The organism is Aeromonas sp. 603757, from assembly GCF_049171255.1.
Lineage (GTDB): Bacteria > Pseudomonadota > Gammaproteobacteria > Enterobacterales > Aeromonadaceae > Aeromonas > Aeromonas veronii_A.
Genome location: NZ_JAAKOE010000019.1, coordinates 17583 through 42235 on the forward strand (window position 1 = coordinate 17583; position 24653 = coordinate 42235).

The 24653-nt window shown below is 60.1% G+C and carries 23 protein-coding genes and 2 tRNA genes; 15 read left to right on the forward strand and 10 right to left on the reverse strand.

All coding sequences use genetic code 11. The annotated features are described in order from the left end of the window. Nucleotides 1-374 precede the first annotated feature (374 nt). Nucleotides 375-3812, reverse strand: coding sequence for an ATP-binding protein (locus G5332_RS16530; RefSeq protein ID WP_227342161.1), 3438 nt, complete (start codon nt 3810-3812; stop codon nt 375-377). Between the two features lie 249 nt (nt 3813-4061). Between G5332_RS16530 and G5332_RS16535 the strand changes: the two genes are divergently transcribed. Beyond that, a tRNA-Gly gene (locus G5332_RS16535) sits at nt 4062-4137 on the forward strand. 57 nt (nt 4138-4194) lie between these two features. Beyond that, a tRNA-Cys gene (locus tag G5332_RS16540) sits at nt 4195-4268 on the forward strand. 48 nt (nt 4269-4316) lie between these two features. Here the strand turns inward: G5332_RS16540 and G5332_RS16545 are convergent. Continuing rightward, nucleotides 4317-4610, reverse strand: a complete 294-nt coding sequence (locus G5332_RS16545; RefSeq protein WP_005347702.1) for a hypothetical protein — start codon at nt 4608-4610, stop codon at nt 4317-4319. Between the two features lie 212 nt (nt 4611-4822). Between G5332_RS16545 and G5332_RS16550 the strand changes: the two genes are divergently transcribed. The 8 genes from G5332_RS16550 to G5332_RS16585 all read left to right on the forward strand — a co-directional run bounded on the left by G5332_RS16550 (nt 4823) and on the right by G5332_RS16585 (nt 10531). Beyond that, complete coding sequence (locus tag G5332_RS16550) at nt 4823-5023, forward strand: YbfA family protein (protein ID WP_005334863.1); 201 nt, start codon at nt 4823-4825, stop codon at nt 5021-5023. A gap of 433 nt (nt 5024-5456) precedes the next feature. After that, nucleotides 5457-5720 carry a DUF2282 domain-containing protein gene (locus tag G5332_RS16555; RefSeq protein WP_005334862.1) on the forward strand — a complete coding sequence of 88 codons (264 nt, stop codon included), beginning with the start codon at nt 5457-5459 and terminating at the stop codon, nt 5718-5720. A 72-nt stretch (nt 5721-5792) separates the two neighbouring features. Next, entirely contained in the window at nt 5793-6641 is an 849-nt protein-coding gene (locus tag G5332_RS16560; protein ID WP_421311387.1) for a DUF692 domain-containing protein, read from the forward strand. Continuing rightward, nucleotides 6634-7386, forward strand: coding sequence for a putative DNA-binding domain-containing protein (locus G5332_RS16565; RefSeq protein ID WP_421311388.1), 753 nt, complete (start codon nt 6634-6636; stop codon nt 7384-7386). Before G5332_RS16560 ends, G5332_RS16565 begins: the two co-directional genes overlap by 8 nt. Continuing rightward, on the forward strand, nt 7383-7826 hold the full coding sequence (locus tag G5332_RS16570) for a DoxX family protein (protein ID WP_421311390.1): 444 nt from the start codon (nt 7383-7385) through the stop codon (nt 7824-7826). The genes G5332_RS16565 and G5332_RS16570 overlap by 4 nt, the downstream gene beginning before the upstream one ends. A 97-nt stretch (nt 7827-7923) precedes the next feature. Next, nucleotides 7924-8403 carry a GNAT family N-acetyltransferase gene (locus G5332_RS16575; RefSeq protein WP_421311392.1) on the forward strand — a complete coding sequence of 160 codons (480 nt, stop codon included), beginning with the start codon at nt 7924-7926 and terminating at the stop codon, nt 8401-8403. Nucleotides 8404-8494: 91 nt separating this feature from the next. Beyond that, entirely contained in the window at nt 8495-9796 is a 1302-nt protein-coding gene (locus tag G5332_RS16580; RefSeq protein WP_421249302.1) for a methyl-accepting chemotaxis protein, read from the forward strand. A gap of 180 nt (nt 9797-9976) precedes the next feature. After that, nucleotides 9977-10531, forward strand: a complete 555-nt coding sequence (locus tag G5332_RS16585) for a DUF3332 domain-containing protein (RefSeq protein WP_227342168.1) — start codon at nt 9977-9979, stop codon at nt 10529-10531. A 58-nt stretch (nt 10532-10589) separates the two neighbouring features. Here G5332_RS16585 and G5332_RS16590 read toward each other — a convergent pair whose 3' ends face one another. From G5332_RS16590 to G5332_RS16615, 6 genes are all read right to left on the reverse strand, one after another. Next, on the reverse strand, nt 10590-11648 hold the full coding sequence (locus tag G5332_RS16590) for an FUSC family protein (protein WP_421249303.1): 1059 nt from the start codon (nt 11646-11648) through the stop codon (nt 10590-10592). A 62-nt stretch (nt 11649-11710) separates the two neighbouring features. Further along, a complete protein-coding gene (locus G5332_RS16595) occupies nt 11711-13456 on the reverse strand; it encodes a bifunctional molybdopterin-guanine dinucleotide biosynthesis adaptor protein MobB/molybdopterin molybdotransferase MoeA (RefSeq protein WP_421203032.1) in 1746 nt (581 codons plus the stop codon). Then, nucleotides 13453-14097: a molybdenum cofactor guanylyltransferase MobA gene (gene mobA / locus G5332_RS16600; protein WP_111900511.1), complete on the reverse strand. Its 645-nt coding sequence runs from the start codon at nt 14095-14097 to the stop codon at nt 13453-13455. Before mobA ends, G5332_RS16595 begins: the two co-directional genes overlap by 4 nt. After that, nucleotides 14069-14764 (reverse strand): energy-coupling factor ABC transporter ATP-binding protein, encoded by a 696-nt coding sequence (locus G5332_RS16605; RefSeq protein WP_019446237.1) that lies wholly within the window; start codon nt 14762-14764, stop codon nt 14069-14071. The genes mobA and G5332_RS16605 overlap by 29 nt, the downstream gene beginning before the upstream one ends. A gap of 34 nt (nt 14765-14798) precedes the next feature. Continuing rightward, entirely contained in the window at nt 14799-15500 is a 702-nt protein-coding gene (locus G5332_RS16610; protein ID WP_019446238.1) for an ABC transporter permease, read from the reverse strand. 129 nt (nt 15501-15629) lie between these two features. Next, nucleotides 15630-16472, reverse strand: a complete 843-nt coding sequence (locus G5332_RS16615) for a substrate-binding domain-containing protein (protein ID WP_111900510.1) — start codon at nt 16470-16472, stop codon at nt 15630-15632. Between the two features lie 251 nt (nt 16473-16723). Between G5332_RS16615 and G5332_RS16620 the strand changes: the two genes are divergently transcribed. Then, nucleotides 16724-18079: a sigma-54-dependent transcriptional regulator gene (locus G5332_RS16620; protein WP_421249304.1), complete on the forward strand. Its 1356-nt coding sequence runs from the start codon at nt 16724-16726 to the stop codon at nt 18077-18079. 25 nt (nt 18080-18104) lie between these two features. Next, nucleotides 18105-20183 carry a sensor histidine kinase gene (locus G5332_RS16625; protein WP_421249305.1) on the forward strand — a complete coding sequence of 693 codons (2079 nt, stop codon included), beginning with the start codon at nt 18105-18107 and terminating at the stop codon, nt 20181-20183. Between the two features lie 80 nt (nt 20184-20263). On the opposite strand, the gene G5332_RS16630 is transcribed toward G5332_RS16625, so the two are convergent. Both G5332_RS16630 and G5332_RS16635 read right to left on the reverse strand, forming a co-directional pair. Then, nucleotides 20264-21130, reverse strand: a complete 867-nt coding sequence (locus G5332_RS16630; RefSeq protein WP_323968810.1) for a helix-turn-helix transcriptional regulator — start codon at nt 21128-21130, stop codon at nt 20264-20266. A gap of 15 nt (nt 21131-21145) precedes the next feature. Next, complete coding sequence (locus G5332_RS16635) at nt 21146-22003, reverse strand: formate dehydrogenase accessory sulfurtransferase FdhD (protein WP_323968682.1); 858 nt, start codon at nt 22001-22003, stop codon at nt 21146-21148. Between the two features lie 230 nt (nt 22004-22233). Here G5332_RS16635 and G5332_RS16640 point away from each other — a divergent pair, with 230 nt between their 5' ends. The 3 genes from G5332_RS16640 to G5332_RS16650 all read left to right on the forward strand — a co-directional run bounded on the left by G5332_RS16640 (nt 22234) and on the right by G5332_RS16650 (nt 24598). Beyond that, nucleotides 22234-22956, forward strand: coding sequence for a hypothetical protein (locus G5332_RS16640; RefSeq protein WP_421249307.1), 723 nt, complete (start codon nt 22234-22236; stop codon nt 22954-22956). Between the two features lie 471 nt (nt 22957-23427). Then, nucleotides 23428-24006, forward strand: coding sequence for a DUF3305 domain-containing protein (locus tag G5332_RS16645; protein WP_421249308.1), 579 nt, complete (start codon nt 23428-23430; stop codon nt 24004-24006). Then, the gene (locus G5332_RS16650) at nt 23999-24598 is read left to right on the forward strand and encodes a DUF3306 domain-containing protein (RefSeq protein ID WP_421203042.1); all 600 of its coding nucleotides are present in this window, start codon (nt 23999-24001) and stop codon (nt 24596-24598) included. Before G5332_RS16645 ends, G5332_RS16650 begins: the two co-directional genes overlap by 8 nt. Nucleotides 24599-24653 lie beyond the last annotated feature (55 nt).

Here is a 24653-nt window from a genome sequence, read left to right on the forward strand (position 1 = left end):
CTTGTTTTGTGTGAGCACCGGTTTCGCATGCTGATGAAATCGGCCCTCTGTGTTGGTCAGGTGTCTAACCTTTGTCGTTCTGTTTTCCAACGCCCTAAGCAAACCAGAATTAACAGGAAAACAACAACTATTGATTTCGTTGTTTTCGTAAAAATTGACGGTGTTACGTCAATCTCGTCAAAATCGATTTTTATCTTTTTAAAATCATAGCTTTTCGTTATTTGCTTTCGCGTAAAAAGTGGCTGTGAAAATGGCGTGTATGACAAATTTGTGAATTGGATCCGCTCTCGGTTTCGGGGTCGTGCGGGGCTTTGTTTTGCATAAAAAGAAACCAGATTGCCAATTGTGATCCGGCGCCCGTTTAGGGCGCCGTGTCACGGCTTGCGGTTGGCGAGTTGACGCAGGGTCTGGGCGCTGTGCTGTAACTGCTGGCGCTGGTGGTCATTGAGCGGGCAGTGGCCCAGCACATACTCGGTGGTGGCCACGACCGTCTTCCAGCGTGGCGACTTGGGCAGGGTGTCCAGACTCAGGTATTTGTCGAGGGTGCGGGTCTGCGGGCTGGATCTGTCCATATAGACCCGCCACAGCTTGCTCTTCTCCGCCAGCACGATTTTGCCCTTGCCGGTCCCCTGCTGCCAGGCATCCAGGGTGAGCTGCATGGTCTCTACCAGCGCCCGACGCAGCGGCTCGTCATCCTGCTGGCGAATGAGGTCGTCGGCCAGCGAACGGAACTCGCCACCCAGGCGGCTCAGCTCGCCCAGCAGCTGTTCATCTTCGATGATGGCTTGCCGCGAGAGGTTCTTGAGGGCGTTCTCCAGCGCCATTACCCGGTTCTCATCCTGACGCAGCTCGGTACTCAGAGTGAGGGCGAAAGCGGCCTGTCCTCCGAGTGCGATGGGCAGGGCACGGGCGTTGAGCACATCTTTTTGCCCGGCCACCAGAAACTCCAGATTGTGTTCCCGCTCGCTGGCAAGGTCGGGCCACTGCTGTTGCAGCGGGGTGGCGAGCCACTCATTGAGGGGCTGCCCCTCCATGGCTTCCGGCTCCTGCCCCAGCAGGCGTGCCATCACCCGGGAGGCAAACAGCACTGTGCCCTGCTCGTCGATAAAGATCATGGGGTCGGCCCCTTCGCCGAGCAGGGCCAGCAGGCGCTGCTGATCCTGATGCAGTCGTTCCTGCAGGGTGAGGCGATGTTCGATCTCCTGCTTCAATAGCCGGTTCTCTACCAGCGAGGCGCGTCCGGCCTTGGCCTCCAGCAGTGCCTTGACCCGGGCAAACAGCTCTTCTTTGCAGAAGGGTTTGACCAGATAGTCGTTGGCTCCGGCCCCGAAGCCCTCCTCGATATCCTTGGGCTGGTTGAGGGCGGTGAGCAGCAGCACCGGCAGCATATCTTTCGGGTGTTGCTGGCGCAGGCGACGGCAGACGTCAAAACCGGAAAGGGTCGGCATCATCACATCGAGCAGGATGAGGTCCACCTGCACCTCGGCCAGCTTGGCCAGCGCATCGTGGCCGTCACTGCTGGGCAGGATGCGGTAGCCGCAGGGCTGCAGCAGATGGCGCAGGATGTGCAGGTTGATGGGCTCGTCATCCACCACCAGAATGAGCGGAGCATCCTCGGGGGGAGGGGGCAGATCGTCGCTCTCCCAGTTCGGCAGGATCAGCGGTTGCTGGCGCACCAGCTGATGCTCGATCTGGCGGCTGTCGAGAGTCAGATTGGCCGCTTTGCCGGTGGCAAGGGGCAGGGTAAAGGCGAAGGTCGAGCCAACGCTCGGCTCGCTCTCGACAAACAGCTCGCCCCCCATCAGGTGCACCAGCTGGCGGGTGATGGAGAGACCAAGGCCGGCCCCCTGCTTGCTTACCTCCGGGCTCATCTGCACCAGCGGCTCGAAGATGTGTTCCAGATGATCGGGGGCAATGCCGATGCCGGTGTCGGTGACCTTGATGCGCAGGAAGTTGTTCTCGACGATGGCACTGAGCACCACCTTGCCCTGCGGCGTGTACTTGATGGCGTTACCCACCAGGTTGTAGAGCACCTGTTCGAGTCGTTGCTCGTCGGCCAGCACCGGCGGTAGTTCGGCCGGGCTGATATCCACCAGGGTGAGGGGTTTGGCCTGCACCAGATGCTGGCAGAGGTCCAGCACCAGCCGGATAACCCCCTTGGATGAGACGGGCTGGGAGTGGATCTCCAGCTGGCCGTAGCGCATCTGGTGGTAGTCCAGCAGATCGTCAACCAGACGGGCCAGGCCGTCTGCACTCTTGATGATGAGGCCGAGCTGCTTTTGCTGCCCTTCGGTCAAATCCTGCTGGCTGGCGAGCATCGACTCGGCCATCCCCTTGATGCCGTGAATGGGGGTACGCAGCTCGTGGGAGGTGTTGGCCAGCAGTTCATCCTTGAGCTTGTCCGCTTGCTGCAGGCTGAGGTTCTGCTTGTGGGTCAGCTTGACCTGCTGTTGCAGCTCCTGGGTCTGCTGTTCGATCAGTTCGATCTTGTCCTTCACCGAGCGCTGCATATGGCGAAACGCCTCGGCCAGCCGGTCGATATCATCGCCGGTGCGCTCGATGGCGATGGGGTGATCCAGCGCGCCGTCGGCCACCTGCTCGGCCGCTTCGGTCAGGGAGCGCAGCGGCGCCGTGATGGAGTGAGAGAGCCAGCGGGAGAAGAGGATCAGCAGCAGCACCGAGCCCGCGCCCAGCACAATCACCAGAGTCTCCAGCTGGCGGATCGGGGCATAGGCTTCCCGGGTGGAGATCTCGGCGATAAAGGCCCACTCGGTATCGAACACCTTTACCTGGGTGTAGGCGGCCAGCACCTCGTCATCCTGATAGGAGTGGAACAGCCCGACCCCCTGCTCGCCGGAGAGCGTCTTGGTGATGAGGGGCGTTTGCAGCGGCCGGAAGTTGGGGCTGAAGCTGTTCTCGACGCTGAACTCCGGCGCCAGCCAGGCATCGGCGCGCATCCGCTTGTCGGGGCCGATCAGGATGGTCTCGCCGGTCTCGCCCAGCCCCTCCCGCTCCGCCATGATCTGGTTGAGCTTGTCCGGCAGCAGCTCGAAAATCACCACACCGCGCACATAGTCGTACTGCATCACGGGGGCTGCCATGTAGGCGACCACCTGCCCGGTCAGCTCGTTGCGGCCAAAATCGGTGAACTCGAAGATCTGCTGCGGTTTCTGGCCGCCATCAAGGCGGCGTTTGATCTTGGCGAAGGTCTGGCCCAAGCCACTGCCCTGGTAGGGGCCGGAGAGCAGATTGGTGGCAAAGTTAGGGTGCTTGGTGACCGAATAGACCACATCACCGTTAAGGTCCACCAGAAAGATGTCGCTGTAGTTGGACTTGCGCACCATGTCGGCATAGCCGCGATGAAAACGCTGGTGCACCCGGCCATACATCTCGTCGGCGAGGATAAGCGCCGTGATGGAGGGTTCGATCTCTACCTGACTGTCCGGTTTGCGCAGTTGATCCCAGGAGCCGGGCAGATAGCGGGCCTGGGCGCGGCTGCGGGCCTCCTGCGGCGTGGTGCCCAGCTTCTCGAAGGCGCCGGTAAAGCCATAGAAACGGCCGATACTGTTGCCGGCAAAATCCTGCTGGGAGAAGTTGATGATCTGCTCTTTGAGGTTGTTGAAGTAATCCTCGAGCTGACTCTTCTTGATATTACGAACGGAGACCAGATGGTTGGAGGTCTGGGTGGTGAGATCCTTGCCGTGGCTGTATAGGAAGAAGAGGGTGATGACCAAAAAGGGCACCATGCCCAACATGAAAAAAGCCAGCATTAACTGCGGCCTGAGCCCACGAAGCGTGAAGATCCATTTCATCTTGTGATTTTCAATTGAGAATCCGGTTATTAAGCCGCTCAAGTCTCGAACGAAAGCGTAATCATTTCAACGACTTTATCCCAAATTCGCTTGGTGGGTCACAGCTGGCTGGAGAAAAATGCAGCAAGGCGTTTAAACCCTGAGCAAACAGTCTGCATCAAGGCTTAAATTGCGAAAAAGGGGTTGTGCTGGCGCTCGTGGTACGTATAATGCGCCTCGTTGTCAGGCAACTGGCACGAAAGCAGTAACGCGGGAATAGCTCAGTTGGTAGAGCACGACCTTGCCAAGGTCGGGGTCGCGAGTTCGAGTCTCGTTTCCCGCTCCAATTTTCCATCACACCAACGATGGAATTCACTTTCAAGACGACCAGTCTTGTCAGCATGGCGCGTTAGCAAAGCGGTTATGCAGCGGATTGCAAATCCGTTTAGTCCGGTTCGACTCCGGAACGTGCCTCCATATTCTCTCTGTTCATCTCAATCATCACTCTTCGAGTATGAGCATTGGTCAGTATCCTTGCTGTACCAGTAACTGCTCGCAGCCAGCCTGTTTCCACTCGCGCTCGAGATAGTGGCTCACGTCCGCCATGTTTTGCCCCCGATATTGAAACTGCACCTCGGCACTGTGCTGGTTGAGATCCGCAATCCGTTGCTTCAGTGTGCCGCATTGCCACAGGCTGACGGTGGGCACGCCCCGTTCGGCCAGCACGATGGCATCTTCCCGATTCAGTTGCCACTCCTCCAGTTGTGCCCGTGTCAGGGCAACCATCAGCACCAGCAGTGCCACTTCCGGCAGTTTCATGCGTGTCTCCCTACTGCATGTTTTTCCCCTGATAACTGTGGCAAAGCGCACGATTTTCGCAAGTTTGTTAACTGTTGGTTAATGACGTAACCCGTTTTCAGTATTTCCCGTTTTTCACCATTTTTTTATAAAAAAATGCGTTGGTGATGTAGTAATCCTACATGGAGTGGGGTAATCTTTGTTCAGTGGTCTTACCAGTAAGGAGTTACATCATGTTTCATCCCTTTTCCCTGACTCAGATTATTCTTCGTCGCATTTATGTATTGCTGGTGGGCATTCTGGCTTTCCCCGTGATGCTGTTTCGCAGCGATCGTGCCCGCTTCTACAGCTATCTGCACCGGATCTGGAATAAAACCAGCACCAAACCGGTTTGGCTCAAAATGAGCGAGCGTGGCGAGCGGATCTTCTACTAAACCCCATTCGCACCATGTGCAAAAAGAGACAGCCAAAGCTGTCTCTTTTTTTATCTGCTTGCCGCAACTCCTGGCTCCCAACACCACTCCGATTGTTTATTTCTTGTTTCTTTAAAGTTGCATCCAGCCCTGCCTGTTGGCGGGGCTTTTTTATGTCTGACGCATCTTTTTTGATGGAAGCTGTAAAGAAGATTAACGGGATGAAAGCACCATATGGCACTTTACTCGTTCATTAATGGGTGGTCGTCGAGAAATTATCAATGATGAAATAGCTGTTTAAAATCAATTGCTTGATTGTTCTTATTTGGATTATTTAATTCTTTTTGTGTTTTTTTGAAAGGGAATATTCCGTTTGCCGGTTCTATTGCAGGTACCCGGTTGCGACAAATCGGGGATATCAGCAACATCCAACGACATCAAAAGGAACATGAACATGAATGTTAAAAAAAGCACTGCTATCGCCTCCGCCATGACCGGTCTGCTGGCGCTGGGCGCCCAATTTATCGCGGCACCAGCAATGGCTGCCGATGAAAAGGAGAAGTGCTACGGCGTGGTCAAGGCCAGCAAAAATGACTGTGCGACCAAGAGCAGCTCCTGCGCCGGTACTGCCAAGGAAGATGCTCAGGGTGATGCCTTTGTGGTGATGCCCAAAGGGCTGTGCGAGAAGCTGGTCGGCGGTTCGCTGCAACCCAAGTAAGAGACATCGGGCAGGGGATGGCCAATGGGTCGCCCCCTGCATCTTCTCTGGTTGGCGAAAGCGAGTCTTGCGATGAACTCTTTGATTGGTATCGGATTACGCACTCCCCATTACGACGAGATCCGGCAAACCCTGCCGGCAGTCGGTTGGCTGGAGGTGCATAGTGAAAATTACTTCGAACGGCACAGTCACGGTTTTCAGGTGCTCGCCGAACTGGCGCAGCACTACCCCGTCAGTCTTCACGGCGTTGGCATGTCCCTCGGTTCTGCCGACCCGCTCGATCCGCACCATCTGCAGCAGTTGTCGACACTGGCCGCGGCGATCAAACCGGTACGGATCTCCGAACATCTCAGCTGGGGCAGCATTGGCGGGCGTTACTTCAACGATCTGCTGCCGGTGCCCTATACCCGCGCCTCCCTGCGCAACATGAGCGACAAGATCCAGCAGGTACAACAGACCCTGGGTTGCCGCATGTTGATTGAAAATCCCTCCTCCTATCTGCAACTGCCCGGGGAGATGAGCGAGTGGGAATTTCTGGCCGAGCTGCAGCAGCGCAGCGAATGTGGCATCCTGCTCGACCTCAACAATCTCTATGTCAGTGCCTTCAATCACGGTTTCTCTTGCGATGAGTATCTGGCGGCGATCGATCTCGCCACCGTCGGGGAGATCCATCTGGCCGGTTATACCGAGAAGCAGCTGCCGGAAGGCTCCCTCTATATCGATACCCACAGCGCCCCTGTGGTGGAGCCGGTCTGGGAACTCTATCGCCAGATCTGCCGCAAGCAGGCCATTTCCACCCTGATTGAGTGGGACCTCGAGATCCCGCCGCTGCCGGTCTTGCTGGCAGAGGCGGCGCAGGCCAGTGCCATTCTGGATGAGGCGCGCGCCATGAGTGCGCCACGGGAGGTAGCCCATGGCTGAACTGGCACAACTGCAACAGCACTTTGCCGATGGTCTGCTGGGGGTGCCTGACGCCATTTCCCCTCACATCAGCTCCCGGCTCTTTTCTGCCGAGTCTGTGCTGCAGGTCTATCGCAACCACTTCATCCTGAGCCTTGGCGAGGTGCTGGCGAGCAGTTATCCCGCCGTCAAGGCTATGGTCGGGGATGACTTTTTTGCAGCGGCGGCCCGTGGCTTCGTATTGGCCGAGCCGCTCAGGGAAGGGAGCGTCATGCACTATGGCGCTGGATTTGGTCAATGGTTGGCCCGCTTGCCGACTACAACCGGACTGCCCTGGCTGGAGGCGCTGGCTCAGTTCGAATGGCAGCTTGAGCGTGCCAGTCTGCTGCCGCTGGAATCACGCTGCTGGCCAGCCGAGCGTCTGGCCGCATTATCGCCGCAACAATGGGAGCGGCTGCGACTCTTGCCAGCCACGGATCTGCTGCTGGTTGCCAGCGATTATCCGGTGCTGGCCCTGTGGCAGATGGCGCTGCACGGTGGTGAAGCGGTGGAGGTGCTTGATGCCCCCGTCTGGTTGGCATTGAAGAAACAGCCGGATTGCCGGGTTGCCCCCTTGCCCCTGACGGCGGGTGAGTGGGTGCTGCTACAGGGTTGTCTCGCTGGTACGGCGCTGGTCGATCTGCTTGCGGCCGACCCTGCGGCCAGTGAACATCTCACTCGCCTGATAACCCTTGGTCTGCTGGTGGATATGGAGGTAATGCCATGATGGCAAACAAATGGCTGGCGCTGGCCAGCTCGAGTGGTGATTTGCCGCGCTGGAGCAGCGCTGGTGTGCTGTTGCTGGCGCGGCTTTGGGTCTCCTCGGTTTTTTTCACTTCAGGCTGGCTCAAGCTGACGGCGTGGGATTCCACCCTCTATCTGTTTGAATCCGAGTATCAGGTGCCCCTGCTGCCCTGGTTGTGGGCTGCTTATCTGGGTACGGCGACCGAGCTGCTGTTGCCGCTCTTCCTGCTGGCGGGGCTTTTTACTCGCCCGGCCGCCTTACTGCTGTTTGGCTTCAATATCATGGCGGTGATCTCCTACCCGACCCTCTGGGCGGGCGGCTTTTACGATCACCAGCTGTGGGGCTGGATGCTGCTGACCCTGATCATCTGGGGCGGTGGTGTGCTGAGCCTGGATCACTGGCTGACACGTCGCAACCATTGATTTATCAGTGATTTCCCCAATGACAAAGAGCGCCACAAGGCGCTCTTTGTCATAATGACGGCCGGCGAAATTTCCCATGAGAGAAAAGGAGCAGCCAATGATTATTCGTCAGGCAAAGGCCGCAGATATTCCCGCAATGGTGGCGCTGCGCATGGAGCTGTTTTGTGAGGTGGGTGAGCTGGTGACGCCGCAGGCAGACCCGGCCTTGTGGCAGGCCACCCTTGACTACTTTACCCGGGCGATGAGTGAAGAGAGTGCTTTATCCTGGCTGGCTGAGGCCGATACGCAGGAGGACGGCAAACAGATCGTGGCGGCAGGGACGCTGGCATTGTTTGTACGGCCGCCCTATCCCGGCAATCTGGCGGGGATGGGGGGGTATCTGCTCAACATGTATACGCGGCCACAATGGCGCCAGCAGGGGATCGCCACGGCGCTGCTCGATGCCATAACGGCCTTTGCCCGAGCGCGTCAGCTGGGAAAGGTGTGGCTCCATGCCAGCGAGCAGGGGTGCCCTCTCTATGAGCGGATCGGCTTTGTCGCCAATCCGGCCTATCTGGAGTGGGATCTGGCACCTTAATCGATGGGACCCCGTTATCCTTCTGGTTTCTCGTCTAAAGTTCATGCAGATGTGATGTAGTTGTAAACAGGTAACAGAGGGGCAGGGCAAGATGTTCAACTTCAAACTCAAAGCGGAATTACAAGCGTGTCAAATGCAGTTGGCCCAGGCCCAGGCATTCATTGATGCAGTAAAAGTCGGTGTCGCTACCATCAGTTTCACACCAGGTGGCGAGATCCTCGAGGCGAACCCGCTGTTTCTGAGTGTGGTGGGCTATAGCGAGCAGGAGGTGATTGGTAAACACCACCGGATCTTTTGTGATGCCCACTACGCCCAGTCATCCTCCTACGCCCAGTTTTGGGAACAGTTGCGTCAGGGGCATTCCCACAGTGGCATCTACCAGCGCATTGACAAACATGGCAGGGAGTTGTGGCTGGAGGCTACCTACTTCCCGATCAAGGTTGAGGGCAAGGTGGTCAGGGTCGTCAAGATAGCCTCAGATATTACCGAGAGTTATCAGCAGTTGAGTCGTCAGAAAGCGATCATCTCGGCACTCGATCGGGCGCTCGCCATTATCGAGTTCACCCCCAAGGGGGAGATTGTGACGGCCAATCAGAATTTCCTCTCCTGCGTCGGTTACTCCCTTTCGCAGCTCAAGGGGCAGCATCACAGGCTGTTTTGCGATGAGAGCTTCTATCGCGAGCAACCCCACTTCTGGGACGATCTGGCCCACGGCCAGCTCAAGTCGGGGCTGTTCAGTCGCCGTGACAGCCACGGTAACGAGATCTGGCTGGAGGCTACCTACAACCCCATCAAGGATGAGAGCGGCAAGGTGGTCAAGGTGATCAAGTTTGCCAGTGAGGTGACAGAGCGGATCAAGCGCGCCCAGGCAGTGAGCGAGGCGGCCAACATAGCCCAGACCATTTCGCAGGAGACCACCCGCTTTGCCGAAACCGGGTCTGAACTGCTGGCGGCATCGGTTGCCATCTCCAGCGCCATTTCCGAACAGGTGAGTCGCACTTCCGGCCTGATTGGCCAGCTCAATGAGCAGTCGAAAAGCATTGAAGCCATCGTCTCGACCATCAGCAGTATTGCCGAGCAGACCAATCTGCTGGCCCTTAACGCAGCCATCGAGGCTGCTCGGGCCGGCGATCAGGGGCGCGGCTTTGCGGTGGTGGCCGACGAGGTACGTCAGCTGGCTGCGCGCACCTCCCTCTCGACCGGCGAGATCGCCAGCGTGGTTCAGAAAAACCGCGAACTGACGGCCCAGATCACCGGCAACATCAATGAGGTGGCCACCAGTGCCCAGCGTGGCAAGGAGCAGATCGGCGAGGTGAGTGGCGTAATGGCGCAGATCGAGCAGGGCGCCATCAATGTGACCGAGACAGTCTCCAATCTGGCCATCGGCTCCTGACGGTTATTGGTTGTTGAACGAGGCACCGATCGGATGATAATCCCATCGGTGCTTATTTATTGCGCACTTGATATGCCAATCTGAACCCCTCCTGTATCGTCCCGCCATTGTGAATTGTCCTCTTCTGGCCCCTTGATTAGGCTTGCCGCCTCATTTATTTCAGAGCAGGAACAGAACAAGATGGCTTTACAACAGAAGGGGCGGGCAATGGCCCTGCTGGTTATGGTCGCGAGCATGGGGCTGGGCGGCTGTATGGGGCAGATGGGGCTTTCCGGCATGGTGACCAAGGGCAACCTGAGCGTGGTGGATAACCGCTACGGTCGGGCCGGTGTCTTTATGCTGCTTTCCCCTGTCTACGGTCTGGCCGCGACCGCTGACCTGTTCATTTTCAATACCATCGAGTTCTGGTCTGGCAAGAACCCCATCACCGGCAAATCCCCGGCAGTGGTGGACATGAAGGCCAATCCGGTGATCAAGGTGAACCAGCACCTGGATCCGGCCCTCAAGACGGTGCCGCTGGCCATGCTGCCGCAAGGGGTGCGCGAGGTGGAGATCAGCTACCCGGACGAGAGTACCGCCCAGATGGAGGTGCACTATATGGATGGCCGCCGCAGCATGATGCGTGGCGAGAAGCGTGGCGAGCTGATGGATATCTATTTTGATGGCAAGTTTGTTTCTACCCTGACCCGGTCAGAGCTGGAGCAGATGAGCGAGAACGCCCGCACGGCGGCTTGATCATCAGTGCCTATGCCGACAAGAACGCCCCGCAACTGCGGGGCGTTTTGCATTGGGTCTAGTCCGGCTGCTTGCGATGGAGCGGGGTGAGGATCAGCCCCAGCAGGCGGCGCAGGTGGGTGAGCTGTTCGGTCAGCTGGACGTTGAGCCAGAGGTAGCCATTGATGGCTGCCTCTGCGTTGGGCGGCAGCGATACCTGGGTCGCCACCTCGTGCAGGCGGGCGATGGCGGCATCTGCGCCGCGACCGTCGCCGGTTTGCATCATCAGGGCAAGCTGGTTGATCGCCTCCTCGGTGGCCAGATGGCAGGCTTGCAGCGCAGCCGTGCTCTGCATCAGGAAGTGGCTCTCCCGATCGTTCCAGTAGGTGTTGGCCAGCATCTCAAGAGTGCAGAGGGTGTTGCGCATGGTGACCTGCACCGCATCAAACAGGGCGACGCTGTGGCGCGTCTCCTTGGCTGCTGGTGCCAGCAGGGCCCGCAGTTTGCCGGTCTGGGCCAGCAGTTGGGAGAGATTGTGCTTGAGGCGCGGGCGCTCCAGCACATTGGGGGAGAGGTGAGTGTGATAGAGCCGCCCCGACTGCTGCAGGGTCTGGTGCAGTTGCAGCCGCCAGTGGCTGTAGGCCCGCTGGGGGTAGATGCTGCAAAAGAGCAGTGCCAGCAGGGAGCCCAGTATCACGTCGGCACTGCGCCACAGCGCCGTCTCTATATCCCCCGGCATGGCCCCCATGGTGACCCCCAGCGTGATGCCGATCAGCAGCCCCACATAGGGGCGCTTGCCGAGGGCCAGATAGCCGCAGAGGAACATGATGCAGCCGCACCAGATCAGGGTGAGTGGCAGGGAGTAGATCTCGAGATAGAGCGCCACCACCCCGCAACTGGCGCCGAAGATGGTGCCCACCACCCGCTGCAGGGCGCGGGAGAGCACATTGCCCCAAAACGAGATGGGGCCCATCACCACCACCAAGGTTATCAGCGGCCAGGTGCTCTCCGGCAGTTTCAGCTCGCGGGTCAGCAGAAAGGTGAGCATAAAGGCGAGCGCAATGCGCAGGCCATGTACGATCCGGTAGCGGCCATAGACCAGCAGATCGAGTCGGGAGAGGGGGGCATCAAGACGCACGGTCTGCCTCCTGTCAGGTGGGTGACGGGGCGCCGTGCATCCGGCCAACGCCCCGTCGGGATTTAGGCCAGTCGTCCCTGCAGGGGGTGGATCCAGACCCGCTCGCCAACGGCTATCCCGGGTTGATCCGGTACGATTTCGATCAGGCAGTTGGCATCGGCCATGGAGCTGAGAATGCCGGAGCCCTGTGGCCCTGTGGTGCGCACCCGCAGCTGGCCGTTACGGTCCTGATGGAAGATGCCGCGCAGAAACTCGGTGCGCCCCGGGCGGCTCTTCATCTTCTCGTCCGCCAGCGCCGAGAGGCGCAGCGGCTGCCACCGCTTGCCTTGCAAGCGGGCGATGGCAGGCTCGACAAATTGCAGGAAGCAGACCATGGCGGCTACCGGATTGCCGGGTAGGCCGAAGAAGGGGGTCTGCCCCAGCTTGCCAAAGGCGAGCGGGCGGCCCGGCCGCATCTGGATGCGCCAGAAATCGATCTGGCCGAGCTCCGCCAGCACCAGCTTGATAAAGTCGGCGTTGCCCACCGAGACACCGCCCGAGCTCAGCACCAGATCGGCGCTGGCGGCGGCCTGCTCCAGCTGTTGGCGCAGAATGGTCTTGTCATCGGGAATGATGCCAAGGTCCATCACCTCGCAACCAGCGGCGCGGATAAGGGCCATCAGGGTGAAGCGGTTGCTGTCGAAGATATGGCCGGGGGCGAGCTGCTCGCCCGGCGCCTGCACCTCGTCGCCGGTACTGAACAGCGCCACTTTCAGCGGGGTGCGCACCGTGAGACTGGCTTGACCGAGTGATGCCGCCAGCCCCAGCTGGGGGGCACCAAGCCAGGTACCGGCCGGAATGGCGACCGCGCCTTTGGCGAGATCTTCGCCGGCGAGGCGCACATTCTGCCCTGCGCGGATCGGTGCGGTGACCGTAACCCACTCACCTTCAATCAGCGTCTCTTCACGCATCACCACGGTATCTACCCCGGGGGGCAGCGGGGCGCCGGTCATGATCTGCACCGCCTGACCGGCCAGCACAGGTTCGTGGCGCTGCTGGCCCGCCAGCACTTCCCCCACCAGTTGCCAGCGACCGGCGGCGAGATCGTCGCTACGAAGGCCAACACCATCCATCGCCGAGTTGGCATGGGGGGGCACATTGATGGGGCTTATCAGATCGGCGGCCAGCACGGCGCCGTGGCATTGGGCCAGCGGTTTGTCGCTGCAGGCCGTGCTCGGGGTGAGGGCCGCCAGAATGGCATTGCGGGCCGCCTCGACCGAGAGAAAGCCCTTGCCCGCCTCCGGCTCCTTGCTCTGGCAGCCGTCAAGCCAACTGCAGACGAAGTCGGCGATAGCCTCAAGGTCGTTGATATCGAGCTGCGGCAGGGTGGTCTCTGCGGGCTGATCGCTGGCCAGCGCGATGATGTCGCTGTCTTCGGGGAAGAGCAGCGGCTTGCCAATCTCGGCGCGGTGCAGCTCGATTTTCGGGAAGTGTTCGTGCTTGAACCCCTCGACCAAGAGCAGATCGAGCTCTGTCTGATCGAAGCTGGCCAGCAGCTGGCGAAAGTCCGCTTCGGCCAGCTCGGTTTCAATCATACGGGCATGACGACGGCGGGAGGCAACCATCATCTGCTTGGCACCCGCCTTGCGCAGGCGATGGCTGTCTTTGCCCGGCTGGTCGATATCAAAGTCGTGGTGGGCGTGTTTGAGCACCCCGATGCGCAGGCCGCGATCCACCAACAGGGGGATCAACTGCTCCAGCAAGGTGGTCTTGCCGGTGCCGCTCCAGGCGGCGAAGCCAAGCAGGGGAAGAGTGGGGGCCGGGGTCATGAGGTGACTCCTTGTTGGGGGTCGATAGCCGGGGCAAGCAGACGGGCCTCGTAGGCGGCCAGCTCGGCAGGGCTATTGAGATTGATAAAGGCATCCGGCTGATCGGCAAAGCTCACCACCGCCATATTGTGGCGGGCAAACCAGATATCGATTTTGCGCTCTCCCTCTGCCAACGCAGCGGTGAGGGAGGGGAGCAGGGATTTGTGCAGCAGGGCCACCACGGGTTGCAACCAGTCGCCATCGTGGGCCACTACCAGCTCGGTATCCGGGGTCAGGGCGGCGCGAAAGCGGCTCATCAGATCCAGCGGCAGGGCGGGGCCATCGCAGGGGACAAACAGCACCCAGTCGTGACGGGCGGCAGCAAGACCTGCCTGCATGCCCGCCAGCGGGCCGAGATAGTCGTTGTTGTCATCGCTGATGACCGGGGCTAGCGCCTGATAGCGGGCCTGACTGCGGTTGGCGTTGATCAGTACCTCATCCACCTGGGGGCGCAGCCGTGCCAGAACGTGGTCGATAAGAGGGCGTCCCGCCAGTGCTACCCATCCCTTGTCTTCGCCCCCCATCCGGGTGGCGCGGCCTCCTGCCAGGATCACTGCTGATACGGCAACGGGATCAGAGTGGCTGTCGCTTTTTGAAGTCATGTCGCTCGATGATTTTTAAAGGGGTCGTCTCTTGCAGCTGGCCACGGGCGAGGGTCCATTGCCGCTCGCACAGGGAGGTCAATGCGTTGCTCTGGTGGCTGATGACGACCAGGCCGCTGCCATGTTCCCGCAGATCTTGCGCCAATGCGGCCATCAGGGCAACCGAATGTGTATCCAGATTGGCGGTGGGCTCATCCATCAGCAGAAAGGCCGGTTGCAGTGCCCAGGCACGGGCCATCGCCAGCCGTTGCCGTTCGCCACCGGACAAAATGCTGATGTGCTCCCGCGCCAACCCCTCCAGCTCGACCCGGCGCAGCGCCTCGAACACCCGGATCTCGCTGCCGAGTTGTTTATCCAGCGCCCAGGCCACGTTATCGTGCACCGTGCGATCGAACAGATAGGGAGTCTGGTGCAGATAGGTAACCCGGCCCGGCCCCAGATCCCGCTTGAGCAACCGGTTGAGCCGCTGTTGCCAGCGCCCCGGCAGATTGGTGTGGCCGCGTGTGGGTGCCAGCAGCCCCGCCAGGATTTTGAGCAAGGTGGTCTTGCCCACCCCGTTGGCTCCATGCAGCCAGATGGCATCCCCCGGTGCGATGGCGAGCCGGTCAATCTCGAACAGCTGGCGCTCGCCAAAGCGCATCGTTAGCTGGTGGGCGGTCAGGGCCATGGGGTACTCCTGTTGGTACACAGTGGGGGCATGGTCAGTTCTTCAGATAGCTGTGGCCGCGACAGGCCGTCAGCAGCAGGTTGAGCAAGAGGGCGAGGGTGAGCAGCACTATGCCGAGGGCCACCCCCTGAGTGAAGGCCCCTTTCTGGGTCTCCAGCGCGATGGCGGTGGGGATATTGCGGGTAAAGTGCAGGATATTGCCCCCCACCATCATGGAGCAGCCCACCTCGGTGACGATGCGGCTGAAGGCGCCGATGATGGCGGCCAGCAGGCCAAAGCGGCACTCGTGCATCAGGCCGATCAGCGCCTTGGGCCAGGAGACCCCCAGGGTCAGGGCGGTCTCCCAGGCACGCCGGTCGCTCTGGACAAACGCCGCGTGGGCCATGGTGGCGATCACCGGAAAGGCGATCAGCATCTGCCCCACCACCATCGCCTGCTGGGTAAAGAGCAGCTTCCAGTCGCCAAAAGGGCCGGCCCGCGACAGCAGCATGTAGAGCAAGAGGCCAATCACCACGGTCGGCACCGATTGCAGGGTATTGATGCAGGAGAGCCAGAGCCAGCGGCCGGGCAGCGGCAGATAGGCCAGCGCAAAGCCCAGCAGCAAGGCGGGCAGCAGCACCAGCAGCAGGGCGATGCAGGAGACGGAGAAGGAGACCCCCACCACCTGCCACAGTTCAGTGTCACCACTGAACAGCAGGGCGAGAGCCGCCAATGTCGTGTCGATCAATGTCGGCATCAGACCTCTCTCTCATCGTGCAGGGCGAGGGCCGTCAATACGGTCGTGTCGAGCAGGGTCGGCATCAGGCGCCTCCCTCAGCGAACCGGGGGAGGGCCAGCAAGGTCATCGCAGGGGTCAGGGTTGCCATTATTTCCCGTTGGCATCCGCTACAAACAGCGCCTGACCCGCCACCTTGAAGTCACCGATCAGCTTCTGGCCATGCTCGGAGACCAGCCAGTTCTTCAGGGTGCGGGCCCCTTCGGTGTTGAGATCCGGGTAGCGGTTGGGGTTGACCAGGATCACCTGATAGGGGTTGAACAGGCGCTTGTCACCCTCCAGCAGCACGGCGAGCTCCAGCTTGCTCTGGTAGGCGAGCCAGGTGCCGCGGTCGGTCAGGGTGTAGGCACCCAGCTCTGAGGCCATGGTCAGGGTCGGCCCCATCCCCTGGCCGATGGACTTGTAACCGGCAAACTCGGGTTTGACGTCAGCCGCCTGCCACAGGGTCTTCTCCTTGATGTGGGTGCCGGACTCGTCACCGCGGGAGATAAAGATCTGGCCCTGCTCCTTGATGGCTTGCAGCCCCTTGGCCGCGTCGTGCAGTTTGCCGAGACCCGCCGGATCTTTCGCCGGGCCAACGATGACGAAGTCGTTGTACATCAGGTGCACCGGCTCGATGCCAAAGCCCGCATCAACGAACTTCTTCTCGGCAGACGGTGCGTGGGTCATCACCAGATCCGCGTCGCCGTTTTCGCCCATCTTCAGGCTCTGGCCGGTACCGGCCGCCATCACCTGCACCGGATAACCGGTCTCTTTGGTGAACTGGGGCAGCAGCCAGCCCAGCAGACCGGACTGCTCGGTGCTGGTGGTGGTGGCGAGGCGGATCGGCGCTTTTGTGGCATTGGTATCCGCTTCGGCGTGGGCCGCACCGGCGATCAGCAGGCTGGCAGCGAGGGAGAGGGCAAAACGTTTGAGGCTGGTTTTAATCGTCATCGTGATGCAACTTTCAGGGTCGGTGAGAGAGGAAACGACCAAGCAAGCGGGGTGCCAAACTGATTCTGATAACAGAGATTAGCTCTTTGCCCTTAAAAAACAGTTGTTTAATGGTGGCAATTAGGTGAGCCGGTTATCGCTTTTAATAATTGGTGTTGGTGATTTTGCTGCGGGAAGGACAAAATGTCCCACAAAGGTTCCGGTTATCGGGACATTCTTCGACCTTACCTGTATTCGAGGTACTTTTTTCCATGACAGCCTCTCCCGGTCTCTGGTCTGCCCTCTCCCTGCTTATCGTTGACGATGAGCCCGGCATGCGCAGTTTTCTGGCCAAGGCGCTGGCCAAGCGTTTCGCCCAGATAGAGACAGCCGCCAGTGTGGAGGAGGCGGAAGCCTTGCGCTGCCGCCTTCACTTCGATCTCATCATCGCCGATATCCGGATGCCGGGACGCTCCGGTATCGAGTGGCACGAGGCTATCGAGCCCGGCACCCGTCGCAGCGACATCATCTTCATGACCGGTTTTGGTGATATGGAGACCGCCCTCAAGGCGCTGCGCCTCGGCGCCAGCGACTTTATCCTCAAGCCTTTCAACCTGGAGCAGATGGTGCAAGCGGTGGACAGGGTCATCGAGCGCCGTCAGATGGAGCGGGAGAACCTGCTGTTGCGTCGGGAGGTGAGCAAGCTGTTCCCGCCCACTCTGATCGGCGACAGCGCCAAGACCCGCGAGCTCAAGACCCTGATCGCCAGAGTGGCCCCCTCCAACGCCGCCGTATTGGTGGAGGGGGAATCCGGCACCGGCAAGGAGCTGGTGGCCCGCGCCCTGCATCAGCTCTCCGGCCGGGTGGGGGCCTTTGTGCCCCTCAACTGCGCCTCTATCGCCCCGGAGCTTCTGGAAAGCGAGCTGTTTGGCCATGTGCAGGGGGCCTTTACCGGCGCCCGCAAGGGGCGTGACGGCCTGTTCCGGGTCGCTCATCAGGGGACGCTCTTCTTGGACGAGATCGGCGAGATGCCCCTTGCCATGCAGGCTTCCCTGCTGCGGGCGCTGGAGCAGAAGGCCATCCGCCCGGTGGGGGCCGAGCGCGAATTGTCGGTGGATGTGCGCATCGTCGCCGCCACCAATCGCAACCTCAAGGCCGAGGTGGAGGCGGGCCGCTTTCGCGAGGACCTCTTCTATCGCCTCAACGTGGTGGCGCTGCCGGTTGCACCCTTGCGGGATCGCATTGACGACATCCCCGCGCTGGTACACCACTTTACCCGCCAGCTCACCGCCGAGATGGGGATGGGCTCCTTGAGCTGGACCCACGAGGATGTGGTGGCGATGCAGGCCTATCCCTGGCCCGGCAACGTACGCGAGCTGCGCAACCTCATTGAGCGCTGCCTGCTGCTGGGCAAGCCGCCCGCTGAATATTGGCAGAGCGTCAAGCCTGCCGAAGCCGGCGGGAGCGAGGCGGGCTACCCGCTGGCGTGGCCATTGGCGGAGGTGGAGAAGGCTCATATTCTGCAAGTGGTGGCGAGCCATGATGGCAACAAGTCGGCCGCTTCCCGGGTGCTCGGGGTGGCGCGCAAGACGCTGGATCGCAAGTTCAAGGAGTGGGCCATCGAATGATAAAGGGTGATCGGATGGGGTGGCGATGAAACTGACTCTGCTCCCCCGCTGCGTGCGAACCAAAGTGCGCTGGCGCCTGCTGTTGCTCACCTCGGTACCCATCATGCTCACCCTGGTGGGCATGATTGCGCTCACCCTCTACTGGACCCTCACCTACAGCTGGCAGAACCTGCTCACCACGGTGCGCAGCGACCTTGGCGTCGCCCATCATGCGGTCAGCGTGCAGCAGCAGCGTCAGGCCGAGCACCTCGAACATCTTCGGGATGCCTGGGCTTTTCAGCTGCGGCTGCGTGAGTCACCAACCCGGCTGGACGAGTGGGTGATGCCGCTGGCTGCCAACTATGGTCTCGATTTTCTGCGCCTGCGTAGCGGCGCCGAGCTTCAGGCTCTGACGGCGCAGGAGCTGACGACCCTGAATGCCGGACGCAGCGTCAGTCACTTCGTGGTCTGGTCGCAGCAGGAGATGCTCGCCCTCTCCCCGCAACTGGCCAAGCGAGCCGTGCTGTGGCAGCGGGATGGCACCAAAGCGGTGGAGAGCCGGGGGCTGATCAGTCTGTCATTGACGCCTGTGATGGGGCGCGACGGATCCCTTTGGGCCGCGCTGGAGGGGGGGGAGCTGATTAACGGCAGCACCCGGCTGGTGGATGAGATCAAGGGTCAGGTGTTTGCCAAAAACACCCTGCCAGAGGGGAGCATAGGTACGGTCACCCTGTTTCTCGATGATCTGCGGGTGAGCACCAATGTGCCGGTCAGCAGCAGCCGTCAGGTTGGCCGGGCGGTGGGCACCCGGGTCTCGCCCCCGGTGCGCGAACAGGTGCTGGGGCAGGGGGATATCTGGATAGACCGCGCTTTCGTCCACGACGCCTGGTATGTCTCTGGCTACGAGCCGCTGCTGGGAGCTAGGGGCGAACGGCTCGGCATGCTCTATGTCGGCTTTCTCGAGTGGCCCATCATCCGCACCTACCTCACCAATCTGGTGGAGCTGGGCTCCGGCGTAGTGCTGCTGTTGCTGCTCTCCGGCCTGCTGGTCTATCGCGGCGCGCGGGATCTCTTCACCCCCATCGAGCGGATGCACAAGGTGGTGCGGCAGGTGCAGGCCGGGGAGTCGGCCCGCATCGGCCCGCTGGCCCTCGACCCCGATCACGAGCTGGCCCAACTCGGTCGCCAGTTTGACGCCATGCTGGACAGGCAAGAAGCGCACCAGCAGCAGATGGCTCGCAGCGCCGACGAACTGGAGCAGAAGGTGGCCGAGCGTACCCAAAGCCTCGAGCTCAAGACTGCCGAGCTGGAAGATCATATCCATATGCTGACCGAGGCGCGCCAGCAGTTGCTGATCAGCGAGAAGCTGGCGGCCCTTGGCGAGCTTTCGGCCGGTGTGGCCCACGAGATCAACAACCCGCTGGCGGTGATCCTCGGCAATGTGGAGCTGATGAAGCTGGAGCTGGGGGAAGCGGCCGAGCCGGTGCGCGAAGAGCTGGCGCTGGTGCTGGCCCAGATCGAGCGCATTCGTGCCATCACCCGCAGCTTGCTGCAATACTCTCGCCCTGGCGATTACGAGACCGCGCCGGTGTGGCAGCACCTCAACCCCATCATTGAGGAGAGCCTGACTCTGGTGCGTTCCGCCCTGCGCCAGCAGCAGGTGGAGCTGGTGGCCGATCTCAGGGCCCAGCAGCCCATCGAGGCGGATCGCCAGCAGCTGTTGCAGGTGCTGATAAACCTCTTGGTCAACGCCAGTCACGCGCTGGGGGAGCAGGGGGAGATCCGGGTCGAGAGCCGCGACTGGGTCGATGAACTGGGTCAGTTGCGCGGGGCCGAGGTGCGGGTGATCGATAACGGCAGCGGCATCGAAGCGGCGATTATCGACAAGATCTTCGACCCCTTCTTCACCACCCGCGCTACCGGCACCGGGCTGGGTCTGGCCCTGAGCCACCGCATCATCAGTCGCTGGGGTGGGGAGCTCTTGGTGGACTCCACCCCGGGGCAGGGGAGCTGCTTTACCGTGCGGCTGCGCAGCCACGCCCTGCTGCCCAGCGGCAGCGAGCCCGCGAAACTGGAAGGGTGGCGCATTGCGCTCAATGCCGAGGGGCGTGAGACAAGCGATTGAGGCTGTTATAAAAAGGCCCGTTATAAAAACAGCCCGTCAACATGGTTGGCGGGCTGTTTTGTCGGTGGGTGAGTGGTTATTTACTGCGGACTCCACACCAGCTTGCCGCTTTGGGTCAGGTCATAGCCGCCGAGGCGGGCCGCCAGCTCGCGCCCCTCTGGGGATTGCAGCCAGCCGATCAGCTGTTGCAGCAGGGTACGAAAGAAGACCCCCTGCGGCATCACCAGATCGAAGCACTCCTGCGACAAGGGCATAAAGCCGAGGCCAAACTCGGTGGCGGTGCTCTGGGCGCCGGGCCCGACATCCGCATCGCCACGGCTGATGGCGGCAGCCAGCTCCCGCTCGCTGTTGACCTCAAGGGTGCGTTCCAGCCGGGTCAGCGACTCCCCCTGGGTTTGCAGCCACTCCTGCAGGGCGCGCTGGCTGCCGGCGCCTTCCTGACGCATGGCCCAGCGCCAGTCGAGCGCCTCTTTCGCCTCCTTGGGTTGCAACCCCTGGCGCAGCACCAGCCCCTGCACCCGGCGAAATCCATGAACGATCACCCATTGCCGGTGGCCCTGATACTGCTGCACCAGCGCCGGGTGGCGCAGGTGCGCCTCCTCGGCCTGCCCCCAGTGGATGGCGCAGAGATCCACATGGCCGCGCGCCAGCATCGCCAGCCCCTGACGGGTGCCGCACGGGGTGTAGCCCACCAGTGCCTGGGTGCCGAGCTGCTGGGCCAAGCAGCTGCTGGCGTAGTGCAGCAGCACGTCGTCCGAGCCTGCCAGCAGCAGCCGGTCGTTCATCACCCCCTCGTGGCAACTGCCGAGCAGCCAGCGGTCGAGCAGGGAGCGGGGAAACAGCCACTTGCCGGTCGCCTTGGTGGCGGGGATGCGCGCCTCGTTGGCGAGCTGGTAGACCTTCTTCTCGTTGAGATCGAGGTATTCCGCCACCTGCTTCACATTCATAAATTCGTTCATGACTTAATCCCGCATCCCGCGACCAGCCGGACTGGGCGCCAGCACCGGCGGCTTCTCGTCCAGCACCATATGGTCGTGGCCGCTGAATACCTCGAAATGGCGCCCCTTGGCGCGGGCAATCATGGTGATGCCGAGCTGGCGGGCCAGATCCAGCCCCATCTGGGTGACGCCGGAGCGCGACAACAGCACTGGAATGCCCATCTGCGCCACCTTGATCACCATCTCCGAGGTGAGTCGCCCGGTGGTGTAGAAGATCTTGTCGTGGCCACTCTCGCCGCGCATCCATAGCTCGCCCGCCAGGGTATCCACCGCATTGTGGCGCCCCACATCCTCGACAAAGGAGAGGATCTCCGCGCCGCGGCAGATGGCGCAGCCATGCACCGCACCCGCCATCTTGTAGGTTTCGTTATGGGCCGACAGCGCCTTGAGCAGGGCGTAGAGGGTGCTCTGTTTAAGCTCGGGCGCCGCCAAGACCACCCCTTCGAGCTTCTTCATCACGCTGCCATACATGGTGCCCTGACCACAGCCGGAAGTGACCGTCTTCTTCTCCAGCGATTTGTCGAGATCTTCAGCCTGCTGGCTGCTCACCACGGCGGCGGCCTCGCTCTCCCAGTCGACGATCACCGACTCGATGGCCGAGATATCCTCGATAAAGCCCTGATTTTTAAGGTAACCCAGCACCAGCGCCTCGGGGCGGGCCCCCAGCGTCATCAGGGTCACTATCTCCTTCCAGTTGAGGTAGACAGTCAGTGGCCGCTCACAGGCTATTTGGCGGGTGTTCATTGTGCCCTGTTCATCCATCACCTCGACGGCCATGGTGAGCTGGGCGGCAGCATTGCTTTTGATAAAGGTCGGTGTCATGGGCCCCTCGCGACCGGTTGCCGGGATCTAAGGGAAGGGATACAGCAAGTTTTGTTCCAGATTGTTTATTCGGAAGGGGAGCCTCATGGGTTTGATGAACTGTAGTTATTATACGGAATGCTCTATTTCACCATGAAATTGCTAGACAAATCGGTATTAGGGTATGAAAATATTCGCTATAGATATTTTTGTAAATTAAATATCAGTTAACTCTGATAAAAGGGTTTGATGTGCGTAAATTCATTCAGTTATTAACAGCTTTTATTGCTTTAACGGCCCATTGGTGCATTGCTCAAACACCAGATGCAGCACTATCCAATCTCTCACAAGAGATGCGCGACTGGGTCAATCGTTCATGTCCTAGTAGTTTAGGTCCGTCTCTTTGGTCAAGTTGCGTTGTACGTGAAGCATCTGCAGCATCGCAAGGAAAACCTAATCTTGGACATTTTCAACCAGATATTCGTACTTGGATAACAAGTAGCTGCCCTGATTCTCTTGGGCCATCTTTGACAATCAATTGTCTTATCCGAGAAAGCACTGCTGTATCTAATGCTAGTCTCGATATTTCATCTTTGAATGAAAAGCAGCGTCAGTGGTTGCTAAGTGTTTGCAGTCCTTCTCTTGGCCCGAGTCTATTTATTTCATGTGCTCAGAGAGAGTCGGCAGCATTACATGGAATTCAATCTATCCCACAAAAATCTGCTAGTGTTCCTCCGCAACCACCTAGGACTATGAACCGAGGGGGAAAATATAATAGTTATGAAATTGAAGTGGCTCACAATGATGAGTTATTCATTATAAACGGAGAGAAGTTTGAAGCACAGACATATTGCTTAGGATGGGAAAAAGGAGATGAAGTCATTTTTATTGATGGAAGTCCCTATGGTGTTTGTGTAAGTGCAACATTACTTAATTTAAGAATGCAAGAAAAATGTGATGTTTGGTGTGAGTAATTTAAATAGACAGTTATTACTGCTGAGTTTCACTAAATTCAGTTCTGATTAGATATGCGGACAAAGAGTTAATTACTGGGAAGCACCATCATCTCGCATCTTGGGCTAAATAATAGGTTGGCGTTGAACGAAGTGAAGCCCAACGTTTACCGCAAACATTCTTATCAAGGCAATAATCGGATAATTCGGTGTTATTCGATTATCGTCATCCCTGCTGATTAGGTTCTGGCGGATTGGTCTTACGCCGCATGTTGGGCTTCGCTGCGCTCTGCACCAACCTACGCCCGCGCCAACCTATATCCCGCACGACGACCCAACCCGCATCAAACCCCATCGGCCACCAGACCGGCCTTGGCCCCACTCTTGCTATGTCTTATCCCATTGATGGCCGTGGCCGCCATAAATCTCCTGCTCTGATCTGCCTCGAATTGGGTGGATCACGGGGGAGGGCGGCCCGGCAGAGACCTTCTGATGGGAGCCGTGACAGTGCAAGAGACAACCAATACCTTGCCCCCGCAGCGCTGGCTGCAACTGGAGTTAAAGGCCATCGACAGCCAGATTGGCCGCTGGCAGAGCCGCCGTTTCGAGATTGCGGCGCTTCATCCCGCCGAGCCCGAGGCTGCCGGTGCCTTGCCCCTTACCCTGTTTCGCGATGAACGAGGGGATTATCGCTTCAATTTGAGCTCCGGCTCGCCCCGCCTCTTTGTCACCGGAAGCCGCGTGGACAGTGGCTTTGTGGCCGATGGCCTCACCCTGAGCCAGACCGTGGCTGCCGCCTATATGGATGGCGAGCGGCAGGTGCTCTCCTGCCCGCTGCCCGAAGCGCTGCAAGCCTGGGTGGAGGCCTTTATCGGCCGCCACGGCGAGCTGCTGGAGGCCCGTCGCAAGGGCAAGAAGGGCAAGGGGCGGGCGCAGGATCAGCTGGGCCTCGATACGGCTGTAGCGACATCAAGAGATACGGTAGATCAAGCCAGCTGTGGCGCCGTTAAAGCCACCGGCCCCGATGGCCGCGAGCGTGGCAGTGACAGCGGAAATCGCGCCCATGAGTGAGTTCCTCAAACGCTGGTCGTCACGCAAGAGTGAGGCGCGCAAGCATCAGGCATTGCAGCCACGGGAAGAGGCCATTCCCGTGGCGGTTGCCGCCCCCATCGAAGGCAGTGGCGAAGGTAAAACTCCAGATACATCGCTGGATAGCCCCGTAGTCAGCACTGACAAGGGGAGCTGTGAACCCCTTGCCGTTGAGGGGGCCGAGAGTGGCGAACCGCAGCTAACAACAGCCCAGCCGGGCAAGGCAAAACTCCCCGACAAGGAGGCGCTGCGGGCCATGTTTCGCAGCCATAAGCCGGATGGGCTCGACGACTACACCCAGGATTTCAGCCAGCCCGAATTGTTGCCTGCGGCCCTGACCGCCGGGCTGCGCAACTGGCTGGTAGATCAGGTAACCGCCCCGGAGAGCGAATCGGCCAATCCGGCCAGCGGATCCTCTGAACCGCTGGCGCTTGTCAGCGAACCTGCCGCCGAGCCGCCCGAGCTGGCTGATAACCATTCTCAAACCCACACCGACGATCGGGACATTTTGGTTTCCTCTGGTGGACAAAATGTCCCAACCAAAGGTGGGGGAATGGAACCCTCAGGATCCTGACTCCCTGTCAGTCACTTTTTTTCCGGGGGAGTTGGCTCGCCTCTTGCTCTCTCGG

Bases quoted from the DNA above. Each gene is read 5' to 3' on its own strand.
- G5332_RS16560 (WP_421311387.1), top strand. From the start codon at position 5,793: ATGAACTCTTTGATTGGTATCGGATTACGCACTCCCCATTACGACGAG.
- G5332_RS16570 (WP_421311390.1), top strand. From the start codon at position 7,383: ATGATGGCAAACAAATGGCTGGCGCTGGCCAGCTCGAGTGGTGATTTG.
- G5332_RS16620 (WP_421249304.1), top strand. From the start codon at position 16,724: ATGACAGCCTCTCCCGGTCTCTGGTCTGCCCTCTCCCTGCTTATCGTT.
- G5332_RS16565 (WP_421311388.1), top strand. From the start codon at position 6,634: ATGGCTGAACTGGCACAACTGCAACAGCACTTTGCCGATGGTCTGCTG.
- G5332_RS16575 (WP_421311392.1), top strand. From the start codon at position 7,924: ATGATTATTCGTCAGGCAAAGGCCGCAGATATTCCCGCAATGGTGGCG.
- G5332_RS16580 (WP_421249302.1), top strand. From the start codon at position 8,495: ATGTTCAACTTCAAACTCAAAGCGGAATTACAAGCGTGTCAAATGCAG.
- G5332_RS16605 (WP_019446237.1), bottom strand. From the start codon at position 14,764: ATGGCCCTGACCGCCCACCAGCTAACGATGCGCTTTGGCGAGCGCCAG.
- G5332_RS16530 (WP_227342161.1), bottom strand. From the start codon at position 3,812: ATGAAATGGATCTTCACGCTTCGTGGGCTCAGGCCGCAGTTAATGCTG.
- G5332_RS16625 (WP_421249305.1), top strand. From the start codon at position 18,105: ATGAAACTGACTCTGCTCCCCCGCTGCGTGCGAACCAAAGTGCGCTGG.
- G5332_RS16645 (WP_421249308.1), top strand. From the start codon at position 23,428: ATGGGAGCCGTGACAGTGCAAGAGACAACCAATACCTTGCCCCCGCAG.
- G5332_RS16650 (WP_421203042.1), top strand. From the start codon at position 23,999: ATGAGTGAGTTCCTCAAACGCTGGTCGTCACGCAAGAGTGAGGCGCGC.
- G5332_RS16595 (WP_421203032.1), bottom strand. From the start codon at position 13,456: ATGACCCCGGCCCCCACTCTTCCCCTGCTTGGCTTCGCCGCCTGGAGC.
- G5332_RS16545 (WP_005347702.1), bottom strand. From the start codon at position 4,610: ATGAAACTGCCGGAAGTGGCACTGCTGGTGCTGATGGTTGCCCTGACA.
- G5332_RS16635 (WP_323968682.1), bottom strand. From the start codon at position 22,003: ATGACACCGACCTTTATCAAAAGCAATGCTGCCGCCCAGCTCACCATG.
- G5332_RS16615 (WP_111900510.1), bottom strand. From the start codon at position 16,472: ATGACGATTAAAACCAGCCTCAAACGTTTTGCCCTCTCCCTCGCTGCC.
- G5332_RS16610 (WP_019446238.1), bottom strand. From the start codon at position 15,500: ATGCCGACATTGATCGACACGACATTGGCGGCTCTCGCCCTGCTGTTC.
- G5332_RS16550 (WP_005334863.1), top strand. From the start codon at position 4,823: ATGTTTCATCCCTTTTCCCTGACTCAGATTATTCTTCGTCGCATTTAT.
- G5332_RS16630 (WP_323968810.1), bottom strand. From the start codon at position 21,130: ATGAATGTGAAGCAGGTGGCGGAATACCTCGATCTCAACGAGAAGAAG.
- G5332_RS16555 (WP_005334862.1), top strand. From the start codon at position 5,457: ATGAATGTTAAAAAAAGCACTGCTATCGCCTCCGCCATGACCGGTCTG.
- G5332_RS16585 (WP_227342168.1), top strand. From the start codon at position 9,977: ATGGCTTTACAACAGAAGGGGCGGGCAATGGCCCTGCTGGTTATGGTC.
- mobA (WP_111900511.1), bottom strand. From the start codon at position 14,097: ATGACTTCAAAAAGCGACAGCCACTCTGATCCCGTTGCCGTATCAGCA.